This window comes from Enterobacter bugandensis (assembly GCF_900324475.1).
GTDB classification, from domain to species: domain Bacteria; phylum Pseudomonadota; class Gammaproteobacteria; order Enterobacterales; family Enterobacteriaceae; genus Enterobacter; species Enterobacter bugandensis.
This window is the reverse complement of record NZ_LT992502.1, coordinates 958,948-980,905: the sequence shown is the minus strand read 5'-3', so window position 1 is coordinate 980,905 and position 21,958 is coordinate 958,948. Positions and strand designations below refer to the sequence as shown.

At 53.7% G+C, this 21,958-nt stretch carries 17 protein-coding genes; 11 read left to right on the top strand and 6 right to left on the bottom strand.

Annotation, left to right across the window (positions count from 1 at the left end; genetic code table 11):
• Positions 1–91 precede the first annotated feature (91 nt).
• From DG357_RS04685 to DG357_RS04665, 5 genes are all read left to right on the top strand, one after another.
• Entirely contained in the window at positions 92–1,885 is a 1,794-nt protein-coding gene (locus DG357_RS04685) for a secretin N-terminal domain-containing protein (RefSeq protein WP_223824739.1), read from the top strand.
• Positions 1,885–2,361, top strand: coding sequence for a type II secretion system protein (locus tag DG357_RS04680; protein ID WP_028012053.1), 477 nt, complete (start codon positions 1,885–1,887; stop codon positions 2,359–2,361). Before DG357_RS04685 ends, DG357_RS04680 begins: the two co-directional genes overlap by 1 nt.
• Entirely contained in the window at positions 2,348–2,710 is a 363-nt protein-coding gene (locus tag DG357_RS04675) for a type II secretion system protein (protein ID WP_080339181.1), read from the top strand. The genes DG357_RS04680 and DG357_RS04675 overlap by 14 nt, the downstream gene beginning before the upstream one ends.
• Positions 2,697–3,185: a type II secretion system protein gene (locus DG357_RS04670; protein ID WP_047367555.1), complete on the top strand. Its 489-nt coding sequence runs from the start codon at positions 2,697–2,699 to the stop codon at positions 3,183–3,185. Before DG357_RS04675 ends, DG357_RS04670 begins: the two co-directional genes overlap by 14 nt.
• 127 nt (positions 3,186–3,312) lie before the next feature.
• Positions 3,313–4,866, top strand: a complete 1,554-nt coding sequence (locus tag DG357_RS04665) for a hypothetical protein (protein WP_088205265.1) — start codon at positions 3,313–3,315, stop codon at positions 4,864–4,866.
• 80 nt (positions 4,867–4,946) lie between these two features.
• On the opposite strand, the gene DG357_RS04660 is transcribed toward DG357_RS04665, so the two are convergent.
• Positions 4,947–5,906 (bottom strand): hypothetical protein, encoded by a 960-nt coding sequence (locus DG357_RS04660; RefSeq protein WP_136486565.1) that lies wholly within the window; start codon positions 5,904–5,906, stop codon positions 4,947–4,949.
• Between the two features lie 225 nt (positions 5,907–6,131).
• Here DG357_RS04660 and DG357_RS04655 point away from each other — a divergent pair, with 225 nt between their 5' ends.
• Together DG357_RS04655 and DG357_RS04650 are read left to right on the top strand one after the other, a co-directional pair.
• Positions 6,132–6,503, top strand: coding sequence for a hypothetical protein (locus DG357_RS04655; RefSeq protein WP_048960602.1), 372 nt, complete (start codon positions 6,132–6,134; stop codon positions 6,501–6,503).
• Positions 6,504–6,563: 60 nt separating this feature from the next.
• Positions 6,564–6,758, top strand: a complete 195-nt coding sequence (locus DG357_RS04650) for a hypothetical protein (protein ID WP_045259773.1) — start codon at positions 6,564–6,566, stop codon at positions 6,756–6,758.
• A 20-nt stretch (positions 6,759–6,778) separates the two neighbouring features.
• On the opposite strand, the gene DG357_RS04645 is transcribed toward DG357_RS04650, so the two are convergent.
• Together DG357_RS04645 and DG357_RS04640 are read right to left on the bottom strand one after the other, a co-directional pair.
• Positions 6,779–7,039: a hypothetical protein gene (locus tag DG357_RS04645; protein ID WP_048960600.1), complete on the bottom strand. Its 261-nt coding sequence runs from the start codon at positions 7,037–7,039 to the stop codon at positions 6,779–6,781.
• Positions 7,040–7,136: 97 nt separating this feature from the next.
• Entirely contained in the window at positions 7,137–13,859 is a 6,723-nt protein-coding gene (locus DG357_RS04640) for an inverse autotransporter beta domain-containing protein (protein ID WP_159087775.1), read from the bottom strand.
• A 739-nt stretch (positions 13,860–14,598) separates the two neighbouring features.
• On the opposite strand from DG357_RS04640, the gene DG357_RS04635 reads away from it, so the two are divergent.
• The 3 genes from DG357_RS04635 to DG357_RS04625 all read left to right on the top strand — a co-directional run bounded on the left by DG357_RS04635 (position 14,599) and on the right by DG357_RS04625 (position 18,919).
• A complete protein-coding gene (locus DG357_RS04635; RefSeq protein WP_224222666.1) occupies positions 14,599–16,320 on the top strand; it encodes a S8 family serine peptidase in 1,722 nt (573 codons plus the stop codon).
• A 378-nt stretch (positions 16,321–16,698) separates the two neighbouring features.
• Complete coding sequence (locus DG357_RS04630; RefSeq protein ID WP_041911163.1) at positions 16,699–17,136, top strand: hypothetical protein; 438 nt, start codon at positions 16,699–16,701, stop codon at positions 17,134–17,136.
• Positions 17,137–17,152: 16 nt separating this feature from the next.
• Positions 17,153–18,919 carry a lytic polysaccharide monooxygenase gene (locus DG357_RS04625; protein ID WP_126327432.1) on the top strand — a complete coding sequence of 589 codons (1,767 nt, stop codon included), beginning with the start codon at positions 17,153–17,155 and terminating at the stop codon, positions 18,917–18,919.
• A gap of 117 nt (positions 18,920–19,036) precedes the next feature.
• Here the strand turns inward: DG357_RS04625 and DG357_RS04620 are convergent, their stop codons facing one another.
• Positions 19,037–19,786: a prepilin peptidase gene (locus DG357_RS04620; protein ID WP_088205270.1), complete on the bottom strand. Its 750-nt coding sequence runs from the start codon at positions 19,784–19,786 to the stop codon at positions 19,037–19,039.
• 45 nt (positions 19,787–19,831) lie between these two features.
• Entirely contained in the window at positions 19,832–20,050 is a 219-nt protein-coding gene (locus DG357_RS22915) for an ANR family transcriptional regulator (protein WP_120247323.1), read from the bottom strand.
• Positions 20,051–20,217: 167 nt separating this feature from the next.
• On the opposite strand from DG357_RS22915, the gene DG357_RS04615 reads away from it, so the two are divergent.
• Positions 20,218–21,414 carry a hypothetical protein gene (locus DG357_RS04615; protein WP_088205271.1) on the top strand — a complete coding sequence of 399 codons (1,197 nt, stop codon included), beginning with the start codon at positions 20,218–20,220 and terminating at the stop codon, positions 21,412–21,414.
• Here the strand turns inward: DG357_RS04615 and DG357_RS04610 are convergent.
• Positions 21,377–21,904 carry a cytochrome b gene (locus tag DG357_RS04610; RefSeq protein ID WP_041911166.1) on the bottom strand — a complete coding sequence of 176 codons (528 nt, stop codon included), beginning with the start codon at positions 21,902–21,904 and terminating at the stop codon, positions 21,377–21,379. The genes DG357_RS04615 and DG357_RS04610 overlap by 38 nt on opposite strands.
• Positions 21,905–21,958 lie beyond the last annotated feature (54 nt).

The following is a 21,958-nucleotide window of genomic DNA, read 5'->3' as shown; positions in this document are numbered from 1 at the left end:
CATGAAAAAAACTATTGCTCTCACTTTTTTGTTGTCATGCGCGCTACTGAGCGGCTGTGCACAACGTGCGGCGCCTCCGGTCCGGGAATCAGTGACCGCCTCGCCGCAGGTGCTGGTTAAGCGGCTTAAGGAGATAGATCAACAGCGCATCGCCAGCCCACAGGATATTGCGCTTCGCGCCGAGCAGGCTGACATCAGCAAAAAGCTGGTCAATGACTATCTGAAAAACGCCGATCTCGCGGTGCGTCAGAACAATTACACCCTGGCGACGCAAATGTGGCGCGATGCGCTTACCTATGAGCCCGGTAACCTGCGCGCCCTGCAGGGCTTACGCAAACTCGATGCCCGTAGAGCGCTGGACGCATTGTATAAGGAGGCGGTGGCTAACAGCACCCGCGACCCGGCACGCGCGCTGCACAAAATCCAGCAGGTGCTGGAAGAAGATCCCAACTGGCCCCAGGCGCGCGCGCTGCGCGATCACCTGATGCGTGAGGTGTCGCGGATCAACCAGCCGGAGCAGCGTCTGAACCGGGAACTGCAAAAAACGATAGCGCTTAATTTTCGCGAGCACAGCCTGATGGCCATCTTTAACACCATCAGCCAGATGACCGGGGTCAATATCATTTTTGACAAAGATATTTCCTCCAGCACTACCGGCAGCCTGATAGCCAAACGCACCACTGCGGAAGATGCTATCAACGTGCTGCTGTTGTCGAACAACCTGCGGAAGAAGGTGCTGAATAGCAATACGTTGCTGATCTACCCCGCCACCGCGCAAAAAGAGAAGATCTATCGCGACGTGGTCGTCAAAACCATCTTCCTGGGTTATGCGAAAGCAAAAGAGGTCAACGTCGCCCTGCGCAATATGGTCAAGCTGAAGGATGTACACGTTGATGAGCGAACCAACTCCGTCACCCTGCGCGGGCCAAAAGAGAACGTGGAAAAAGCGGAGCGCCTGTTAGTGACGCTCGACCGGCCTGAAGCGGAGGTCACGCTGGCCGTTGAGGTGCTGGAAGTAAATACCAACGATCTCGAAGCGCTTGGCGTGAAGCTGCCGCAAACCATCAGTGCGGGTTTTGCGAAAAGTAAAGAAGGTGATTTAAAGGGAAGCGGGATCCCGCTGGGCGACCTGAGCGCCAAAAATATCATGGTCGATATCGACAATATGACCATTGACATGAAAAAGGTGTTGAGCAACGCCAGAGTGCTGGCCAACCCGCGGATCCGGGTGAAAAACAATAAAAAAGCGCTGGTTGATATTGGTCAAACGATCCCGGTACTGACCACAACCGTCAATGACGGGATTTCGCAACAGAAAGTGGATTATCAGGACGTCGGCCTGAAGCTGGAAGTCACCCCGGAAGTCAGTATGGATGACAATATCTCAATGGAGGTGAAGTTCACGCTCAGTGCCCTGGGCGCCGAAGAACCCGGTGAGAACGGAGCAAAGTATTACCGCACCACGAAACGCGAAGCCAATACCACGCTCAGCAGTATGAACGGCGAGACCCAGATGCTGGCAGGGCTGATCAAGCAGGATGAAACCACGACCCAAAAAGGAACGCCGTTATTAAGTGACATTCCGGGGCTGGGCCGCCTGTTTAGCAGCAATTCCGACAACAAAGAGCGCACGGAGGTGGTGCTGTTAATTACGCCGACCATTGAGCGCAACCTCGATTTACCGGGAAGCCACGTCAGTACCATTGAGATGGGCAGCGACGATTTAACGGGCGACAGCATCCAACTGCGCGACCTGCAGCACGACGAGCCGGGGAGCGGGTTTACCGCACCGGCGCTAGCGCCGCCGGCCCATTTCCCTGACCGGGCGGCCACGCTGCCGCCACCGATCCTCGATGAGTCAGAGACGGAAAACGGAGCATCGTAATGCAGCGCCAGCGCGGTTTTACCTTGATTGAGATGATCGTCACGCTGGCGCTACTCGCCACGCTTGCCGCTGCCGCTGCGCCGCTGATGCGTAACTACCATCAGCGGCAGCAGGAGACGCAGCTACGTGAGTCGCTGCGCACGCTACGCGATGCCATTGACCGTTATCACCAGGCAAGCGTGGACGGCATCATTGAGAAAAAAACCAGCGAATCGGGATATCCGCCGACACTAAAAAGCCTGGTGGAAGGCGTCCGGGATAAGACATCGCCCACTGGCGCGATGATCTACTTCCTGCGCCATATACCGCGCGATCCGATGTGCGATTGCGAGGGAAAAAATGATGAAGAGACCTGGCGTTTACGCGCATCCACGCAGCCACCCGGCGATTTCAGCGGCGGCGGGAAAGACGTGTTTGATGTCAGTAGTACCAGTACGGCCAGCGGTCTGAATGGAGTGCCCTATGCGCAATGGTGAAAAAGGTTTTACGCTCATCGAGCTGCTGGTGGTGATGGCGATCATCGCGACATTGATGACCCTGGTCGCTCCACGTTTTTTCCAGCACGCGGACAGAGCCAAAGAGGTGGTGCGCGAGCATAACCTGCATGCGCTGCGCAGCGCGATCGATCACTACCGCCGCGATCGCCTGGCGGGGCCGTACAGCCTGGAGGATCTGATCGAGGCCGGTTATCTGCGCCAGATGCCGCTGGATCCCATCACCAACCGCCGCGATATCTGGGAGGCGAAGACCGATGACGAAGGGCAAATTATTGACGTCGAGACGCCACCTAAACCCGGTCAGGATCATCGCGATGCGTTCGATTAAACAACAGGGAGGTTTTACCTATCTGCTGCTGCTGATTGCGCTCTCCACGCTGGCGTTGTCGCTGCTGAAAAGCCGCGATGAGGTGGAGATGCGTTATCAGGCGCAGCAGGAGGCTGAGCTTTTATTTCGCGGCGAACAAATCCGCGCGGCGATACAGGCCTACCGCGGCAACGGTGATGGCTGTTTTCCCGTGCGTTTCGAACAGCTGCTTATTGATAAACGCGGGCGAAAACCGCTTTATCACCTGCGCCAGCACTACGCCGACCCGCTAACCGGGAGTAAAAACTGGGGGATGATCCTCGATCCTCAGGGACGCTGGATTGGCGTGCGCAGTCTCGGAAAAGGTACGCCACGGAAAAAAGTCGGCTTTCGTCACGATCCAAAACAGTTTGCCAAAGCGAAAACGTATTACGACTGGAAATTTCAGGTAGAGAGCGATCCGCAGGCCCCGCTGCCTGCGGCTTGTGGTCGCTAATGGAATAATAAGGTATTAGCCGCAATATCATAAAAATATGTCTTTTTATTACCAGCGGGGCCATGGCGATCGTGTTATTGATCGCCACTCTGGACGTGCAGAAATACACAAACTGGAGAGTGCGTATATGCGAATAAAAAGACTGGCTTATTTTTTCATCTCGCTGGCTGCTGTGTCTCAAAGCATAAGCCCGGTATTTGCTGGTGAGCAGGCAATTAAGGCAAAAAATCACGTAACGGCTATTCCACTGGAGGAAGTTGATCACTATCTGAATCAAAATAAAACGCAGGAGACGATTGTTATAGAAGATGCGGCGCTACTTGATGTTCATATCTCGTATGCTAACCTGCCCGCCGATGCACTAGTGGAAATAGCAGGTAAAAATAACAATGAAGTTTACCGTTATGCGGCTGAGAAAATCCTGAGCGGCTCGGATGATCACCATGTCAGTTTCGATGCATTATCCATCTTTGGTGATAGCGTAACGGTACGGTTGTTAGCTGCCGATGGCTCTGCACTTCCCTCTTCCCGACAGGCCGAAATTGCCTTCCAGGTCAGGGGCGAGGCAAAGCTTCAGGATGTGTCATTGTTTAATATCATTCCGGGTGACAAAAACCCGCCCCCGCACTCCTGCTTTAAAGACACACCTTTTATCTATAACTATACAAAACCCGTCGCGGTGATCCGCGATACCTATGACCGGGAAAAACCGCATTACAATACCGGATGGCGCATCGGCGAAAAAGGAGTTGATGGCGATCTGCTGGTATTAAGCAGTTTCCCGTTAAAAGAAGATAAAAAGGTAAGAACCACAGAGGTCTGGTTTGTTCAGGAGGTTGAGGTCAATCCAAATGATTGCACCAGTTATCAGATAAAGAAAACGGCCAAAGTGAAAGCCTTTGGCAAATCATCCAGCAGAGACGGTAAATATCGCTTATTGTCGTTAGATTTTGCGGGTGATAAAGCGCAGGAAGATTTCGTCAAATCTCTGGGTTATTTAGGAATTGATCCAAGAGATGAAACGAAGGTTAACGACATTGCCACTCAAAAAACGGAATTTTATCTGCCGCAGGCGCAGTTTAAAAAAGATAATGCGCGTTTGTACGACGCAGTAAATAAGTCAGATGGCACCCACTGTGCTATTGAACTATACGACCGCGAAGCAGGTCAATTCCGGCATCGTTGTAGCACGTACAACAACGATATGGGCAATAAGAACAACCCTATGAAGCCTGGCGTGGGTGCGCCGCTGATCGATAACTACACGCAGCGCGTTCTGGCTCTCAGTACCAGCGGTGAGCTGGTGAATGGTTATAATCAGGCAATGCCGATTGCCCGGATCTGGCCGCAGATTAAAGCATTCTTTCCTGATGGCGCGATCCCCGATACGTCTTTTGTCATTAACGGCCAGGTGGCTGATGCACAAAAATCATTGAAAGGCTATACGAGCGCCAGTGTTGTGCAGATCCTTCCGGACTTACACTATTCTGGAATTTCACAATATGCCTGTAAATGGTGGCTACCCACCGGGGTCAAGGCATCAAAACCCAACCCGGATGGCAGTGGAATGCTGATCTATGAAAAGACAGGTACTGTTACAGACCCGCTTATTGCCTGGTGTGATGTCGAAGGTGGAGAGCAAAAATATCGGCCACAATGGGTGATGACCGCCATTCCATAAAAATCTTGCGCGTCAGGCAACACGCTCTTTGAGATGTTGCCTGACGACTTTGTTAGCATTTCGCTAATGTATTTCCTTTTTTACTGCGCGATGGGAATGGTCCCTTTGATAACCACTAAGGTAATCGTCGCTTTTGCGTCCCCTGCTTTCAGCGGGATTTTATATTCATCCGGCTGGGTAAAGAGCGCCATGTATTTGTCATCTGGCATATCTATGATGACGTCATCGTCTGCGGCGGTGGCTTCAATCCGTTGCAGCAGCTCTGCTTTGGTCAGAGGTTTGTTCCATCCGGCAACAATACGATCGTTTTTAATGTGAATCTCATTACTCTCAAGGACGCAGATCGCATTTTGCTCACCGCCCTGAAGGCGATAAAGTCGGTTTTCCGTTAAGGTGTCAAGAGACGGGCAGACGACCTCTTTTTGCGAACCCGACTCTGCCAGCGTGTAGCTAAATTTCACTTTCAGGTTATCCCCGTGGCGAACGCCCTGTTTTTTCCAGTCGCCACTGTCCCCGGTGAACATGCGGATCCCGTTGGGGATGATCGCGCTGGCGGCAGCAAAAAAGTCATTCCCGTTAACGGAAAAATAGGGGCGAAGCGTTAAAGATGAATCATTAATAATGGTGATCACCGGAGAGTTAATGGAACGGTAACTCTTTTTCTTATAACGACAGTTTTTCCCGTTTGCCTGTAAGTTGACGCCGTTGTCTTTACTGACAATCATGGCATAGTTGCAGTTAAGGCCGTTTTCAATAGATTCGTTCAGCACCGCACCATTATCGATAATGATATTCATCACGCCGTTATCTTCGTTACCAAACCAGACATGAGGAATAAAGTCGCTATCGTAACCCTCTTCATAAGTAGCATTCTGAACCCTGATTTTCAGATGGTCAGGGTTTTCAATGTTAATCATACGCGCATAATCACTGGCAAATACTGATGCCGTTGAAAAAGCGCTAAGCATGGCTAATGCTACGACGGTCTTTGTCATGAAAATGTCCTCTTTGAGAAAAATAAAAACAACAAGTTTACGCAACAGTGACCATATCTTAATGCTTCAGACCGTAAAACATACCACCAGATAAAATCATCGTTTATTTATTTTTAACTCATAGATACAGAGAAGATTCTTATTAATCAGAAGACCAGCACCGTCTTATTTTATTCTGAGGAATGAATATACTGCCTTGCCACTATTCAGGCAGGAATAGTAGGCTTAATAGCCATCTCATATATTTTACCCTGATGAGCGAGACATAAGATGGAACCATCAATTAAACAGACTCATGAAAAAATTCGGGTTTGCGTGCGAACAAACTCTTTTTTATTCGAAAAAGGGCTTGAAGAAATAGCGCGATTTTATTTTATCGCCAGAGATAAAATACTGTGCATTATCGATGCTGACACGTTTGGCACGAAGACGCATCTGGTGAAGTATCTGGAGTTCATCAGAAGAATTAAACCCGACATGCTTGTTTTGATCACGGGTCATCACACCCGAAGCGAGCAGCACGCATGGTATGTAAGAGCGAATGAATCCCTGTCGGGCTGGTGCGAAACCATTGATGCCATGAACTTTATGCGACCCAATCTCGACAGCGTTATCGATTTTTACAGAAGGCAACATGACTGAAAATCTTTTGCAAACGGAGGACTAGACGTGAAGTTAAGTTTTTGTATCAGGACGAATGTTATGGCGAAAATGGCCGATGTCACCGAGGCTGAATTAGTGTATGCGCTCATGACGACGGGTGAGCTGTTCGGGGTGAAAATACCGGCACCGTTACCGGGCAGGCATAATGCCAAAACGCGTAGCTTTGATTACAAAGAAGCACTGGATTTTGCTGAAGAAGTGAAAATCGCCCGAGACAGTAAAAGGCAGATCTGAAAACGTAATAAGTCCATCCCTTAATCAAGTGATACCTCAAGCCATTCCTTATATTTACAGCAGCACTGCCCGGATGACTTAGCGTTTTCCTTCAACATTGATAGCGCAATACAAATGACTTCAGCGTACAAGCAATCATTAATACTCCGGGCATACTCAAGTTTTTTACCCAGATAATAACTAAGCGAAACATGATCAATATTAATCCCCTGCAAGGATAATTGCGTGGCGGCATCGCCAATGAGTATTGATGCTTGCTTTTCAGGATAGACATTATTCATGAATTTTAGCCCTGCACTTTGGAAATATTCGACAGGTAGAGTTCAGGGGGCTTATGCCCCCTTGTTTACAAAAACACCTTAGAATGAATTAACGTGTTTACCAATCACAGCTACTTAAGCCCGTATTTTTAAACGTTTTTGATTCCGTCTTTCCTCTGATACCGTCCTTATTAACTGGCGTCACATAAAGCGTGACTTCCCCCCAATAGCCTAAAGTAACGCTTTTTATGTTGGAAACGACGGTGCTTCCCCACTTCCACTGAAATATCGTGTTGCCTTCAGATGCACCGCCATTAGCGTTGTAGGTGTAGGTTGCCGTTATTCTGTTACAGGCTCCGGTACTGCCACTGTAACCCAGGTTTGTAACGAAAGGCGCAGGCTTAGATCTTATGGTAACAGCACCACTAAAGGCCTGAGTGCCAGATAACGGCTGCCCTGAACCTTTAGGCGTCACGGCCACCCGCACGTCATAGCCCGCATAGCTGTCCGGCAGCGTGAACGTTTTTGCCGTGCCGCCTGCGACATTCCTCCACGTCTGGCCATCCTTCCACTGCCACTGGAAGCTGGAGACGTCCGTACCGGCCCCGTTTGCAGTGAAGGTATATTCCGCCCTCAGGGTCTGCCCCACCTCCGGCGTGCCGGAGATCCTTAGCCCCGTCACAGACGGCATACCATACACCGCTACCGCCGGGCTGTTCTGTACCGCACCGGTCAGCGACGGCTGGCTGCTGCCCTTCGGCGTTACCATTACCCGCACGTTGTAACCCGCATAGCTGTCCGGCAGCGTAAACGTGCTTGCCATGCCGCCTGCGGCATTCTTCCATGCTGCACCATCCTGCCACTGCCACTGGAAGCTGGAGATGTCCGTACCGGCCCCGTTTGCCGTGAAGGTGTATTCCGCCCTCAGGGTCTGCCCCACCTTCGGCGTGCCGGAGATCCTCAGGCCCGTTACCGACGGCGCGTCATAGGCTGCCATCGTCGGACTATCCTGTACCGCCCCGGTCAGCGACGGCTGGCTGCTGCCTTTCGGCGTTACCACCACCCGCACGCTGTAGCCCGCATAGCTGTCTGGAAGCGTAAACGTTCTTGCCGTGCCGCCTGCAGCATTCTTCCATGTTGCACCATCCTGCCATTGCCACTGGAAGCTGGAGGCGTCCGTCCCGGACCCGTTTGCCGTGAAGGTGTATTCCGCACTCAGGGTCTGCCCCACCTTCGGCGTGCCGGAGATATGCAGATTGGTTATTGACGGCGCACCATAGGCATCCACCGCCGGGCTGTGCTGTGTATCGCCCTGCAGCTGAGGCTGGCTGCTGCCCTCCGGAATTACCGTCACTTTAATGCTGTAACCCGCATCCTCGGCCCGGAGGGTGTATTCCCGACCCGTGGCCCCCTCAATCGGCATCCAGCTGGTTTTCTCATACCTCCCCCAGATAAAGGTGGATTTATCCGTACCGCTTCCGTTTGCCGTGAAGGTGTATTCTGCCCTCAGGGTCTGCCCTACCTTCGGCGTGCCAGAGATGTGCAGATTGGTTACCGACGGCGCCCCATAAGCGTCTACTGACGGGCTGCTCTGTACCGCTCCGGCCAGTGCTGGCTGGCTGCTGCCCGTCGGCGTCACCACCGCCTTAATGCTGTAACCCGCGTCTCCCGCCTGAAGAGTGTATTCCCGGCCGTTGGCCCCCTCGATCGGCATCCAGCTGGTTTTCTCATATCTCGCCCAGATATAGGTTGAAGCATCCGCACCGGTTCCGTTCGCCTTGAAGGTATATTCCGCCCTCAGGGTCTGCCCTACCTTCGGCGTGCCGGAAATCTTCAGGCCCGACACCGACGGCGCGCCATATACTTCGACCGCTGAACTTTCCTGCGCCACTCCGGCCAGAGCCGGGTGACTGCTGCCCTTCGGCGTCACCACCACCCGCACGCTGTAGCCCGCATAGCTGTCCGGCAACGTGAACGTGCGTGCCGTATTGCCAGCGGCGGCCGCATTCTTCCAGGTCTCACCGTCCTTCCACTGCCACTGGTAGGTGGACGCATCCGCACCGCTCCCGTTTGCCGTTAAGGTGTATTCCGCATTCAGGGTCTGCCCCACCCTCGGCGTGCCGGAGATGTGAAGATTGGTTACCGACGGCGCCCCATAAGCGTCTACCGACGGGCTGCTCTGTACCGCTCCGGCCAGTGCTGGCTGGCTGCTGCCCGTCGGCGTCACCACCGCCTTAATGCTGTAACCCGCATCTCCGGCCTGGAGGGTATATTCCCGGCCGGTGGCTCCTTCGATCGGCATCCAGCTGGTTCTCTCATACCTCGCCCAGATATAGGTTGAGGCATCGGCACCGCTTCCGTTCGCCGTGAAGGTATATTCCGCCCTCAGGGTCTGCCCCACCTCCGGCGTGCCGGAAATGTGCAGATCTGCCACCGATGGCGCACCATAAACATCTAATGCCGGGCTGTGCTGCACCGCCCCGACCAGCGACGGCTGACTGCTGCCCTCCGGTATTATCGTTACTTTAATGCTGTAACCCGCGTCTCCCGCCTGGAGGGTGTATTCCCGGCCGTTGGCCCCTTCGATCGGCATCCAGCTGGTTTTCTCATACCTCGCCCAGATATAGGTTGAAACATCCGCACCGGTTCCGTTCGCCTTGAAGGTGTATTCCGCCCTCAGGGTCTGTCCTACCTCCGGCGTGCCGGATGTACGCACATCCTCCACCGCTGGCGTGCCGTAAGCCGTCACCGCCTGGCTCTCCTGTAACGTTCCGGTCAGCGACGGATGACTGCTGCCCTTCGGCGTCACCACCACCCGCACGCTGTAGCCCGCATAGCTGTCCGGCAGCTTGAACGTTCGTGCCGTATTGCCAGCGGCTGCCGCATTCTTCCATGTCTCTCCGTCCTTCCACTGCCACTGGTAGGTGGACGCATCCGCACCGCTCCCGTTTGCCGAGAAGGTGTATTCCGCACTCAGGGTCTGCCCCACCTTCGGCGTGCCGGAGATATGCAGGTCTGTCACCAACGGCGCGCCGTAAATCTCCACGCCGGATTCGCCTTTTTTGCCGTTGACCGTGGCGCTCACCGTGATGGTTCCACCGGTATTTTTCGTGGTGACGGTCATTGTCCCCACGCCTCCGGTTCCGGTGATGGTGCTGGTCTCCCCCCGAGCCACCAGTTCCGGTTTGTCGATATCCCAGACAATCGCCTCGCCCACTACCGCACGGCCAAAGCGGTCCTTCACCGTGGCGGTGTAGGTAATGGTGTTCAGCCCGTTAGCTTCCACGCTGGCCGCACTGGCAGTGACCGTCACGGCTGACGCTTTCCCGGTGACCGGCTCCGTTTTTGACGACGCCTTATAGCCCTCATTTTTGGCCGCGTTGGTAGCGGTTACCGCGACAAACAGCGTTGCCCCTGTGTCCTGCTCTGTCAGGTGATAACTTTCCGACGTGGCGCCGTCGATCGCGCCACCGTCACGGTGCCACTGGTAGCTCAGCTTCACCTCACCGCCGCCGTTCTGTTCCACGTCCACCTTCTCAACGCTTACCGTGTCACCCACCTTCAGCCCGGCGGTTTGGTTCAGCGTGATGCTTTTGATCGTCGGAATCCCCTGCAGCGCCACGCCGGACTCGCCCTTCTTGCCGTTGACTGTGGCGCTCACCGTGATGTTTCCGCCGGTATTTTTCGCGGTGACGATCATCGTTCCCGTGCCTTCTGTACCGGTGACGGCGCTGGCCTCTCCCCGGCTCACCAGCTCCGGCTTGTCGATGTCCCAGACAATCGCCTCGCCCACCACCGCACGGCCGAAGCGATCCTTCGCCGTGGCGGTATAGGTAATGGTGTTGAGCCCGTTCGCATCCACGCTGTCCGCGCTGGCGGTTACCGTAACATCTGACGCCTTCCCGACCACCGGCTCCGTTTTCACCGACGCCTTATCGCCTTCATTTTTGGCCTCGTTGGTCGCGGTCACCACCACAAAGAGAGTCGCACCCGTATCCTGCTCCGTCAGGTGATAACTGTCTGACGTGGCGGCATCGATCGCGCCACCGTCACGGTGCCACTGGTAGCTCAGCGTCACCTCGCCGCCGCCGTTCTGCTCCACGTCCACCTTTTCCACGCTTACCGTATCGCCCACCTTCAGCCCGGCGGTTTGGTTCAGCGTGATGCTGCGGATAATCGGGTAACCGTTGAGCGTCAGCTGCGTCGCTTGTTTTTTGCCGCCAATGTCGACCTCTATTTGCGCATTGCCCCCCGCGGATGCGGTCGTAAACGTGGCCGTCGCTTTGCCTTCTGCATCGGTTTTTTCGATCGCGTTGCTCAGCGCGCCAAACTGCTGCGTGATTAACGACCACGTTACGGGTGCGTCCGGTACGCTATTGTTGTGCTCATCCAGCGCGATGGCGGTCAGCGTCGAAGTGCTGCTCCCATTGGCATTCAGCGTATCTGGGGTACCTTTAAGCTCAACATGATTCACTTTCCCGACAGTCACATTGACGATCTTCTGCTCATCACCGGCGGAGACTTTCACCTGCGTTGGCGCTTTTTCAGGTACTACGATGGTTGCACTGGCAATACCGTGCTCATCGCTGTCTCCGGTAGGCGCTTCCCGGAACTGACTCCCTTCTATCCGCCAGGTGATGGCCTGCTTACGGCTGATAACCGCGTTATCAAACCGGTCATACAGCTGCGCGCTGACGGTTTTATCCTCACTGCCTGCGACCGCGTTTTCCGGGACGTCCAGCACCACTTTTTCCACCGGCCCTGGCTCAAGGCTTACGGGCGCTGACGGGCTACTCACGGTATCTACCGTGGCGTTCACCACCCACTTCTCTGCTGCTTTTTGCGGCGCGATAAGCGCGATGGATGCTCTTCCCTCGCTATCCGTTTTGCCGCTCAGGGTTTCACCGTTACTGCTCCACGTGACGTTCTTCTCAACCGTCAGAGGCTTACCATCCTGATCGGTAACTTCAATAGTGAACGTCTTTTCCGTGGCAACTTCTGCGCGCTCGGGAGAGGCCACGAAGCGGATGGCAAGCGGGTGGGCAAAATCGACCACCAGCGCCATCTTCTCCTGCTGAACATTGTTATCACTGGCGGTGCTCTGGGTCTGGATCCCGCCTGGCGGGATCAGCGAGGCCGTAATTTCATCTTCACCATCCGCCATGATGTTTTCTATTTTTACCAGCGCCTGACCGTGCTCATCGGTGCGTACGCTGTTTTGCGACAACGAGCCAAGCGAGTTCCTGCTCTGCCAGTACACCATCTGATCGGTCAGAGGGGAGCCCTGACCGTCTTTCACCTCGGCTAACACCAGCAACGCACCGTGACTCTCTTCGAAGAACTTCACGCTGCCGTCACGGCGGATCTCACCGGGTGAAAGCAGATGATCGATACGCAGGGTGGTTATCGTTGCGCTCCCGGTAACTTTCGCCGTTCCGCTCTCCCCTGGTATCCCTTTTTTGTTGAACGGTGTGACTTCAAAGACCACGCTTCGGGCCATATCACGCGTTTGCACCTCATACGTAGCACTCCCTTCCTTGAGCAGTTCGCCTGAATCTGCGTCATACCAACGCATCCGGGTTTGCTCGGGGTCTTCATCCTCCCCTTCATTGCTTTTATAGAGATAACTCCCCTCCAGGATCTGGCCCGGGGACATGTCCCCCTTAATGGCAACGCCCTCGACGGAAGGGGCAAAATCGCCCGGCGTCACGGTCAGGTGATAGCTGGCGGAACTTAATACGTGCTCCGGATCGACAGGTGACGTTTCCGTCGCTGTGATGGTGACATCGCCCCGATGCGTTGGGTTCACCAGACCGCTGCCCGGCTCCACGGTCGCGATCGCCGTGCTGGAGGAGGTGTAGCGAATGACGCCCCCCTGCCCACCTTTCACCGCGTGCAGCAAAGGCACGCCAGCCTGCGTGGTTTTTTCCGTCGGGCTGAAATAGAGACGTCTGTCTTTTTCTTCCTGCTTATAGGCGAGAACGATGTTGTTATTACGGGTAACGAACTCCGTGCGGGACTGCATGAGCGATGGCAAAGCCGCCGCATTTTCACTTGCCAGCATCTCGGAAAGTTTTCGGCCAAACTCCCAGTGGAAATTCAGACCCACAGAGAAGTTATCCCGCTGCCCGCTAATCATGCTCTGCTCCGCGCTGACCCCTAACAGCGGCACAGGTTGCCACTTAAGCCCGAGGTTAAGCCCGTGAGGATTGTGGCTGGCTTCGCTGCGACTGCCGTTAACGTCCACTTTGTCGCCATACCACTGGAACCAGCCCAATTTAAGCGCGACGTGCTGTGAAAGGGCCGTCTCCAGATTGAGATCCCAGCCGCGGGCGGCACGTTCATACAGTTCATAGCGGTCGGGATCGTCATTAAACATGCTGTCGTCAGAATGACGCCAGCCGCTCAGGGGCAGGTAGTAGTTCGCGGACGCACGAATCCCATCGCTCCACAGCTCGGCACCCGCCCCCATTCGGTTATGGTGCCGCGTGACATCCTGATCGAAAAAGAGGTTTCCACCCGCCATCAGATGCGGGTTAAAGGTATGTCGCCAGCCCAGGCCAACGTTAAGAATATCGCGCTCGTTCCAGCGGTGTGCGCTCATCTGAGTGAACAGAATGTCGTGTTGCCAGATTTTAACCGGCCACAGATAGTCCAGCCCGAAATCGCGGCTATCGCTCCCGCCTATACCGACGTCTGCCGTAACGCGGGCTTTCCCGCCGATATTGTTTAACCACGCTTCCACTTCCTGGGTTAACGCGGCATTCACCTCGCTATTTGCTGCACCGCGCAGGGCATCACCCGCGCCGTTTTGTTGGGCGCTTCCCCACATGCCGGCCATTTTATCCCGCAGGGGCTGATTGCTTTCGCTTTCAATGGTTGCGTGAGTTTCAGTTTGCGCCCGCGCGACGGGGGGAACCGTGAGCAAAAAGATGGAAAATAAATAATGTAAAAGGATTATCCACACGGATAATTTTTGACGTAAAGAACAGTACGAAACACTGGGCATTGTGACGCATCCCTAATTAATTAAACTCCCTGGTTAGCGATATTAAGATCCAGATAATTCCTAAACTCCATACAGTAATCAGGAGATGATCATGAGATTTTCCGTCCCTCATTAAATTCAATGCTTAGGCGTTGATGTTTAACAATTCTTTCAGCCTGCTTCATAAATTTCTCAGCCCAACTTCAGCCGTATATTTTCCGGAGCAGGTAATTCTTAACATGGAACAGACACCTCGCAATTTTATTGCTGACCGTCTTCTTATGCAGGTTTTCCCCTAATGGCAGGATGATCCCAGCAATACTCTGGATGTCATTTAATAAGGAAGATCGTTGACATGAATAAAACTGGACTGGCCCTGCTTATTTGTGCACTATTGAGTGCCCCCGCTTTTGCGCAAAATTCCGTCACGCTCGAGCAAGCCTGGGAAGGCACTTCGTATCTCTCCGTTATCGTGAAATTAAAACCCGGTACAACGCTTAATAAGTCTTCACCCTTTTCATTACGCGACAGTACCCTCGCCGTGAGTCCGTTATTTACGGCAAATCATTTACGCAGCAGTGAATTAAGCGAGATGGATGCACTTAATGAACGCTACGGCTTTAACCGTTATTTACGTATAGCCCTGCCAGCCGATAAGCAACACGACGCGGCATATATCAATGACGTAATTAATGAACTGGCGGCGCGACAAGATATTGAGCTGGCTTACCCGGAATCCATGCCGGTGTCGCTGGAAAAGGGGGTCACTGTTCCCGACCTGCCGCCCTATTCCGGGCTGAGCTATGCCCTGAACAGTACCAGCCAGGCCACCGTCCCGGATTTTCGTGGATTGCAGGATTACACCAAATCGCCAGATGAAAAACGGCCCGGCTACTATATGGGTGGCGTTAATCGCGACAGCGTAAGTCAGTATTCAGGGCACGATGGTAGCGGCATTTCGCTGGTCTCAATGGAAAACAACGCATGGAATACCAGCCATGTGAATTTGCCGCCGATCGATTTCCATGAAGGTGATAAGCGCTATACGCCAGGCGAAGACCACGACACCAGCTCCGTCGGGATTATGGCGGCGAAAGATATCAATGCGGGCATCAAAGGCCTGACGTGGAACGCCCGTATGGGATACGTCAAATGGCAGGCCAATAATCTCTACAATATGATCCCCAGACTCCAGGCAGGAGATGTGGTGCAAATTGGTATGCAGACCGGCGGAGGAGATGTGACAGGTTGCACCTCCTCTTGCTATGTCCCCCAGGAAAACGCTCCAGCCTATTATGACGTGATAAAAGCGTTGACGGATAAGGGCGTGCACGTGATTCAGGCGGCAGGCAATGGCAATATCAACCTCGATCACGCCGGATTTAATGGAAAATTTGACGTTAAAAAGCGGGATTCCGGCGCGATCATTGCGGGCGCGTTTTGTGCAAACAATGGCAAAAAAGCCTCTTTCAGCACCTATGGCTCACGTGTGACCAGCGCCAGCTGGGGCTGCTGGGATGTGGTTACTACGGGTTACGGCGGTTTGCATAGCATAAAAAATGCGGAATACACCTCAAGTTTCTCCGGCACGTCCTCCGCGAACCCGATTATCGCAGGCGTGGTCGCCAGCCTGTCGGCCATTGCAAAAGCGCACAATATCACCGTCACGCCTCAACAGATGCGCTCCATTCTCCAGGAAACCGGTACACCTTTAGCTGCGGGGGATTCAGCGAAAGTAGGTACTCACCCCAATATGGCAAAAGCGGTAGCCAGGATTCTGGAACTCAAAGAGGAAGAGCAGGAGGAGGTAAAGGCAGTGCCGGGAGAAAGCTTTACCGTTACCGGCACGACCGATTCTTCCCGTGCGTACCAGTTAGACGGGAGCGCCAGCAAGAATGCCGTCTCCTGGAAATGGACTATCGACAAAAACAGTACTGGCACATTCTGGCTACAGGAGAAACATGCCGGAGGCTGGGTACGTGAAGTTTCAGGGCCTACCGCCCGGGCACTCATTCCTGCCAATACAGACGGAGAAGCAACCTACTGGTTAACCGTCACCGGCAAAGACGGAAGCGTGAGCGCTGAGAAGATCACCGTAACGGTGAAAAAACCACAGTTACCTGATATTCCTGATGACAGCTCAGAAGCGTATAACCCGCGGATCGCCTACCCGGTGAAATGTACCCGCGTATCGCATAACGGCAAAATCTGGCTGAATCAGTGGTATGTCAACGCAGGACAAGAAGAGCCAGGAAGCGGCGGTGAGTGGGGGGCATGGCGAACGTCGGATGCAGCTAATAATAGCTGCCCTTAAAAACCCTTTTGGTTAACATAATAGTAAAGCCTGGATATAAGCCAGGCTTTATTTTATTAATTCAACACTCAGGAAAACCGTAAAAACGTCATTTCGTAAACTCCGTACTCGCTCAGATTTTATTAATACGCGTCAAGGACTGAAATTGGCAGTACTATTTCATACTCTGTCGCGCTCCGCCCTCTTTACAGCACGAACGGTCGCTCTTCTCTGCCGAAACTCCCCGACTCTTAATTGCTCAGAGAAGTCTCTTATTCAAGCCGGTTGTCTCCTCCCGTTACTATTTGTCCCTGTTATCACACGGTAATAACGCCTTTTTACCTGCGCCGCAGGTGAGATTAACTTTTCGTTATTGTTCAGTAATAAATAAGGGAACTTATGAAATTAACAGGATCTGCTTTTGTCCTTGCCGCTTTACTGGCAGGGGCGGGCGTCAGCGTTTCAGCTAACGCCGCCACGACCTCGCCATCGGCAAACTGCGAACAGGGTCACCAGAACTGCATGAAAGAACTAGGCACGCTGGAACGCGCCGTCAACGGTGAGAAAGTGAAGGTCGTTGAAGGGCAAACGATTCGTGCGCGCTTCTTTAACGACGGAACCGAACTGCCAAATCTGGAAACGCGCGTCACCATTCTTGCTGGCGAAGAGGCCCACTGGTCCTACGCCCTCGCCCAGGCTATCAATCAGCAGCACCCCGAACTGCGTGCCGGTTTCAGGCACAGCAACGGCGAGATTACACCTGATGAGTCAGAGCCAAATAAGGTGTATGCCAAACAGAACAACCCTCTCAGTCACGTAGAAGTGTCCTTCAATTAATTCAGGGAAGATTATTTTGAAACTACTCAAGATGAATAATATTACGTCGGCGTTAGCCGTGGCATTGATTGGTATGTATTCCACGGGCGCACTGGCGCATGGCTATGTTTTTGAACCAAAATCCCGTTCGGTGATTCATTTCCCGCCGATGAACGATAAAGGTGAGCATAGTAACGTCTGGCCTGCTGACGCCGTGGAAGCGCCGAAGCTCCCGGCTGGCAACGATATGAGCCCAACCCCGATCGCCAACGAACAGCTATTCCAGTTCCCGCCGGATGGAAAACTGGCAAGCGGTGGTTCAACGGCAACTCCCGCCTTCAGCAAGCTTGATGACGAAAAGCAGAATACCTACAACAACCCGATGTCTGCGGGTCCGCACCAGTTTAAATGGCATTTACCGGCTAAGCACCGCACCACCTATTTTACCTACTACATCACTAAGCCGGACTGGCAGTCTGTTCCGGGTGCGGATTCGCGCCTGACCAGAGCGATGTTTGAAGATAAGCCATTCTGCCATAAGGTTTATACCTATGCGCCAGGCAACCCGTCGGCCGATATTTCGCTCCCGACAGGCTTCGAAACCCACACCTGCGACGTACCGGAGCGTGAAGGTAAGCAGAAAATTTATGCCGTCTGGCGCGTGCGCGATACCGATAACGCATTTTATCAGATGATTGACGTCGATTTTGGCGGTGAAGTCATTACCAAACCGGTAGCCAACGTCACGCCATCCAGTCATAACCTGTCAACCAGCACGCTGTCGCTGGACGGTAGCGCCTCAACGGGGAAAGAGCTGAAGTACAGCTGGGCTGTCACCAGCAATGCCGATAAGGTCATTCTGGAAAACAGCACCAGTGCTAAAGCCAGCATTCGCCTGAAGGCTAAACCTGAGAGCGATTTTACCGTCAACGTGAAGCTGACCGTCACCAATGATAAAAACGTGAGTGATTCAAAAACTGTTACCCTGAATGCCAAAGCTGAAGCGGATAGCACGGCACCCGAGGCGAAGGCAGGCAGTGACTTCACCGTTCACAGCAACAGTGAATCACGTGGTTATGACCTTAACGGTTCCGCAAGCGTCAATGCTGAAAAATACCAATGGACTATCGTTTCAGGGCAGGACATTGGTGCGTTGCAGGTTGCTAACGGTGGCGAATGGGTTTCAACCGTCCACGCGGCAAAAGCCCGTGCGCTGATTAAACCCGGCAAAATCGGTAAAGTGACCTATCGCCTGACGGTGACGGCCAAAAATGGCAAAACCAGCACCGACGATATCACCGTGACCGTGAAGGAAGCGCAGCAGGCTTCTGATGTGCAGATCAATACGGGCAACAACCAGGACACCATCGTTGGCAGTGACGTTATTGCTGCCGCCGTCGTGTCCAAAAACAATGACTCGTTAAAAGGGGCAAAAATTGAATGGTCCGCACTGAATCACGCCGATAAGATTCAGATCTCGTCACCAAATAACTTCAGCACCAACCTCATGGGTAAACATCCGTATACCGACAATGTGGACGTGACGCTGCAGGTGAAAGTGACGGCGCCTGACACCGGTAAAGTCTCCACGGCAACGAAGGTGATCAAGCTGCGCCCGGCGCAAACCGATGTAAAAGCCTGGGATCACAGCAAGACTTACAAGACACCTTGTGAAAAAGTGAGCTATGAGGGCAACATCTGGCTGAACAGCTGGGAAACCCGAGGCGTTAAGCCTGGTTCCGATGGCGAGTGGGGCGTCTGGAAGAAAGAAGGTGCTGCCAACATGCCTAAAGAGTGCAAATAATACTGTAAGTTAACTCTGGCCGGGTCTTCACTGACCCGCGCCTGACATTATTATTCCCTGCCTACACTTTCGTTATCATTTTTGCGCCGGAAATCGCCCCTTCGTTCCGGCGCTTTTTTATCGGCATAAGATCACCCACCCTATCGCGGCGATAATCGGATACGGTCCGAAGGGAAACGGTTGACCGGGCTTGATCCGCAACAGAATCAGCGCCGTGATCAGCGCCAGCAGGGTCGAGGCAACAAAAACATCCAGCAGCGCCAGCGGGCCAAGCCACGCCCCGATCGCCGCCAGCAGTTTCATATCCCCCATCCCCATCCCTTCATGGCCGCGCAATAAACGGAACAGCAAAGAGAGCGTCCAGGGCACGCCAAATCCCAGCAGAGCGGCGATTAATGCCTGCGTTGGCTCCACCCGGCTATAGCCGCTGACGGCAAACGCCAGCGACATCACCAGCAGCGGGAGCGTCAGACGGTCGGGCAGGAGCATGGTGCGCAGGTCAATAAACAGCAGCGGCAGCAAAAACGTCATCGCCAGCAGGTCGAACAGGCTCTGCGGCGTGACGCCCTGCTGCCAGATAATCACCCCGTACAGCAGCGCCATAAGCCCTTCAACCAGCGGATAGCGCCACGATATCGCCTGACCACAGCTGGCGCAGCGCCCGCGCAGCAGCAGCCAGCCCATCAGAGGAACATTGTGGCGAAATTTAATGGGGTGTTTACAGCGTGGGCAATGGGAAGCAGGCCACGATAAAGAGAGTGCTTCACCGTGGAGAATCAAGGGGAGCCGATAAATGATGACATTGCAAAAACTGCCGATAATGGCGCCCAGAAAAACGCTAAAAACGAGTATTACACTCTCAACCATGGTTCCACACTCTGAGGGACATGCAATCTCCGATAATAGCAGAGACTACTCGTTATATTTAGGCAGCCTGTTTGCACGTAAAGTACAAAAGTCTCCGCGCAAGTTCGCCCATTCAATATTCAGATGCGCTTTTGCATATTGTGCCGCTTCTTTCCACAATAATGCCGCGATATGCCACTCCTTTCCCTGTTCATGTTCTGCCGCTCGTGAAGAAAGTGAAAACCACAGGGTAGCAGGATCGCGTTTGTCGCTTTGCCAGTCCATCGTTAAGCCCTTTAGAAAAAATCCCAGCGTATCAATAGCGACGATAAAATAATTGAGCTTAAAATGATAAATACCTGAATAACGCTGAATGCCTCAGTGGGAGAACAACGCTGATTACCAATATTATCCGCTGGCTGGCCTTTTCGGGTCTCTATATCCTGCTGGCATTGCTGAGCTTTCATACGCGGGATAGCTGGAGCCTCTCCACCACGCTCTGGCTCCCGGCGCCGCTGCTTTTCGCCGCGTTATGGCTGACGGCCCCGCGAGAGTGGCCGCTGTGGCTGGCTACCGCGGGCTTGCTGCATGTGTTTGCTGGCGTCTGGATAGGCCGCCCGCTCGCGCTGGCGTGCCTGTTCGCCCTCTTCGACGTCGCGATATTTCCACTGTGCGTCGCCGTCTTTCGTCTGAATGCGCAACTGCCTGCGCTGCGTTTTGCGCGCAGGCCGATTATTGGTGAACTGATCTACCCCCTGCAGTTAATCTTCAGCATTTTTTGCGGCAGCCTGCTGCTTAATCTGGCGCTGTTACTCTCAGGGTATCCGATTGCGCCTCTGCATTTTTTTTCCTGGGTGCTGGCGGCATTAACCGGCATTCTCGCCATTCTGCCGCTGCTGCGTGAGAGCAAAATGCCGTCGCACCCGCGGTTTAACGGGCGGGAAGCTCTGCTCCTTGCCGCGAATACCCTGGTGCTGATAACGGGGTACTTTTTCCTGCCACCGCTCTGGCAGGGGCTAAACCTGCTGCTGGTGCAAACGACGGTGGTTTTACTGAGCGTGTTTGCGCTCTCCGGACGCGGCGTTGGCGCTCTGCTGCTTATTCAATACCTGATTGTGGTGCTGGCGACCCAGCAGCGGGAAGGGATTTTTTACACGCTAACGCCCGATCTCATCCCCGCAATCTGGCAGGCGCAGTGGTACCTGGTATTTTCGGCGATTTTTGCCAACTGTTTATATCAGTACCGCCGCTGGATCCAACAGCAACAGGCGCTCGCGGCCAGCACCAGTGCCATCATTATTCGCCTGTCGCAGACGGGTTCTTGCGTCGTGTTTCGCCTCTCGATGCCAGAGGAGGAGATCCTCTGGCAAGGCAGTACGGAAGCGCTGTTCCCTGATGAGGAAAAGACGCTGAGCACCCTGACGCTACTGGACGCACACTGCGATACGCCGTTCCTGCCCGGTTTTCGCGCCTGGTACTCACAGCAACGTGAAAGCAGCTTTGCCCGGGAAGTTGTTCTGCAAACGCTGCACGGAAGGCAGATGCGCGGGATGGTGATGTTTCACAGGATCGGCAACACCGCGCATCTGATGGGGGGAGTGAGCCTCTTTCTCACAGCATCCGCTGCAGAATCTCCCGCTGCCCGCTAAAGGTGTACTTCAACACCGCCGCGACATGCCCAAGCAGAATCACACCCAGCAGAATGCAGCTATAGCGATGCACCTGGAAGAAAAACGCATTCACTTCGGCGATGGCAATCGGGCGGGAAACCGGCACCAGACCAAACAGGTTGTAGTCTTTTTGCAGCATCAGAAAACCGCTAACCAGCACCACCATAATGGTCAGATAAAACAGCTCATGAATAAATACCACCAGCTGTTTTTTACGTCCGGCTACCGTTGCCGGATAGGGCACCGAAGGGCGGAAGAAACGCCAGACGAAGCGCACCATCATGACAGGCGTGGCGATGGTACCCAGCGACATATTCAGCACGGAGAAAAAGGTAAACCAGCGGGTTCCTTCCAGCGCGTGCAGAATATAGCCCATGCACATCGCGTAGATAATGACGGCTGCGACCACCCAGTGCAGAAGGCGAGAAAACCGATCGTAACGTTTGGCAATAACCAGAGAAGTTTGCATAGTCGTTGTCCTGTAAAACAAACAGCACGGCTCCCTGCGAAGCCATGCTGTTTA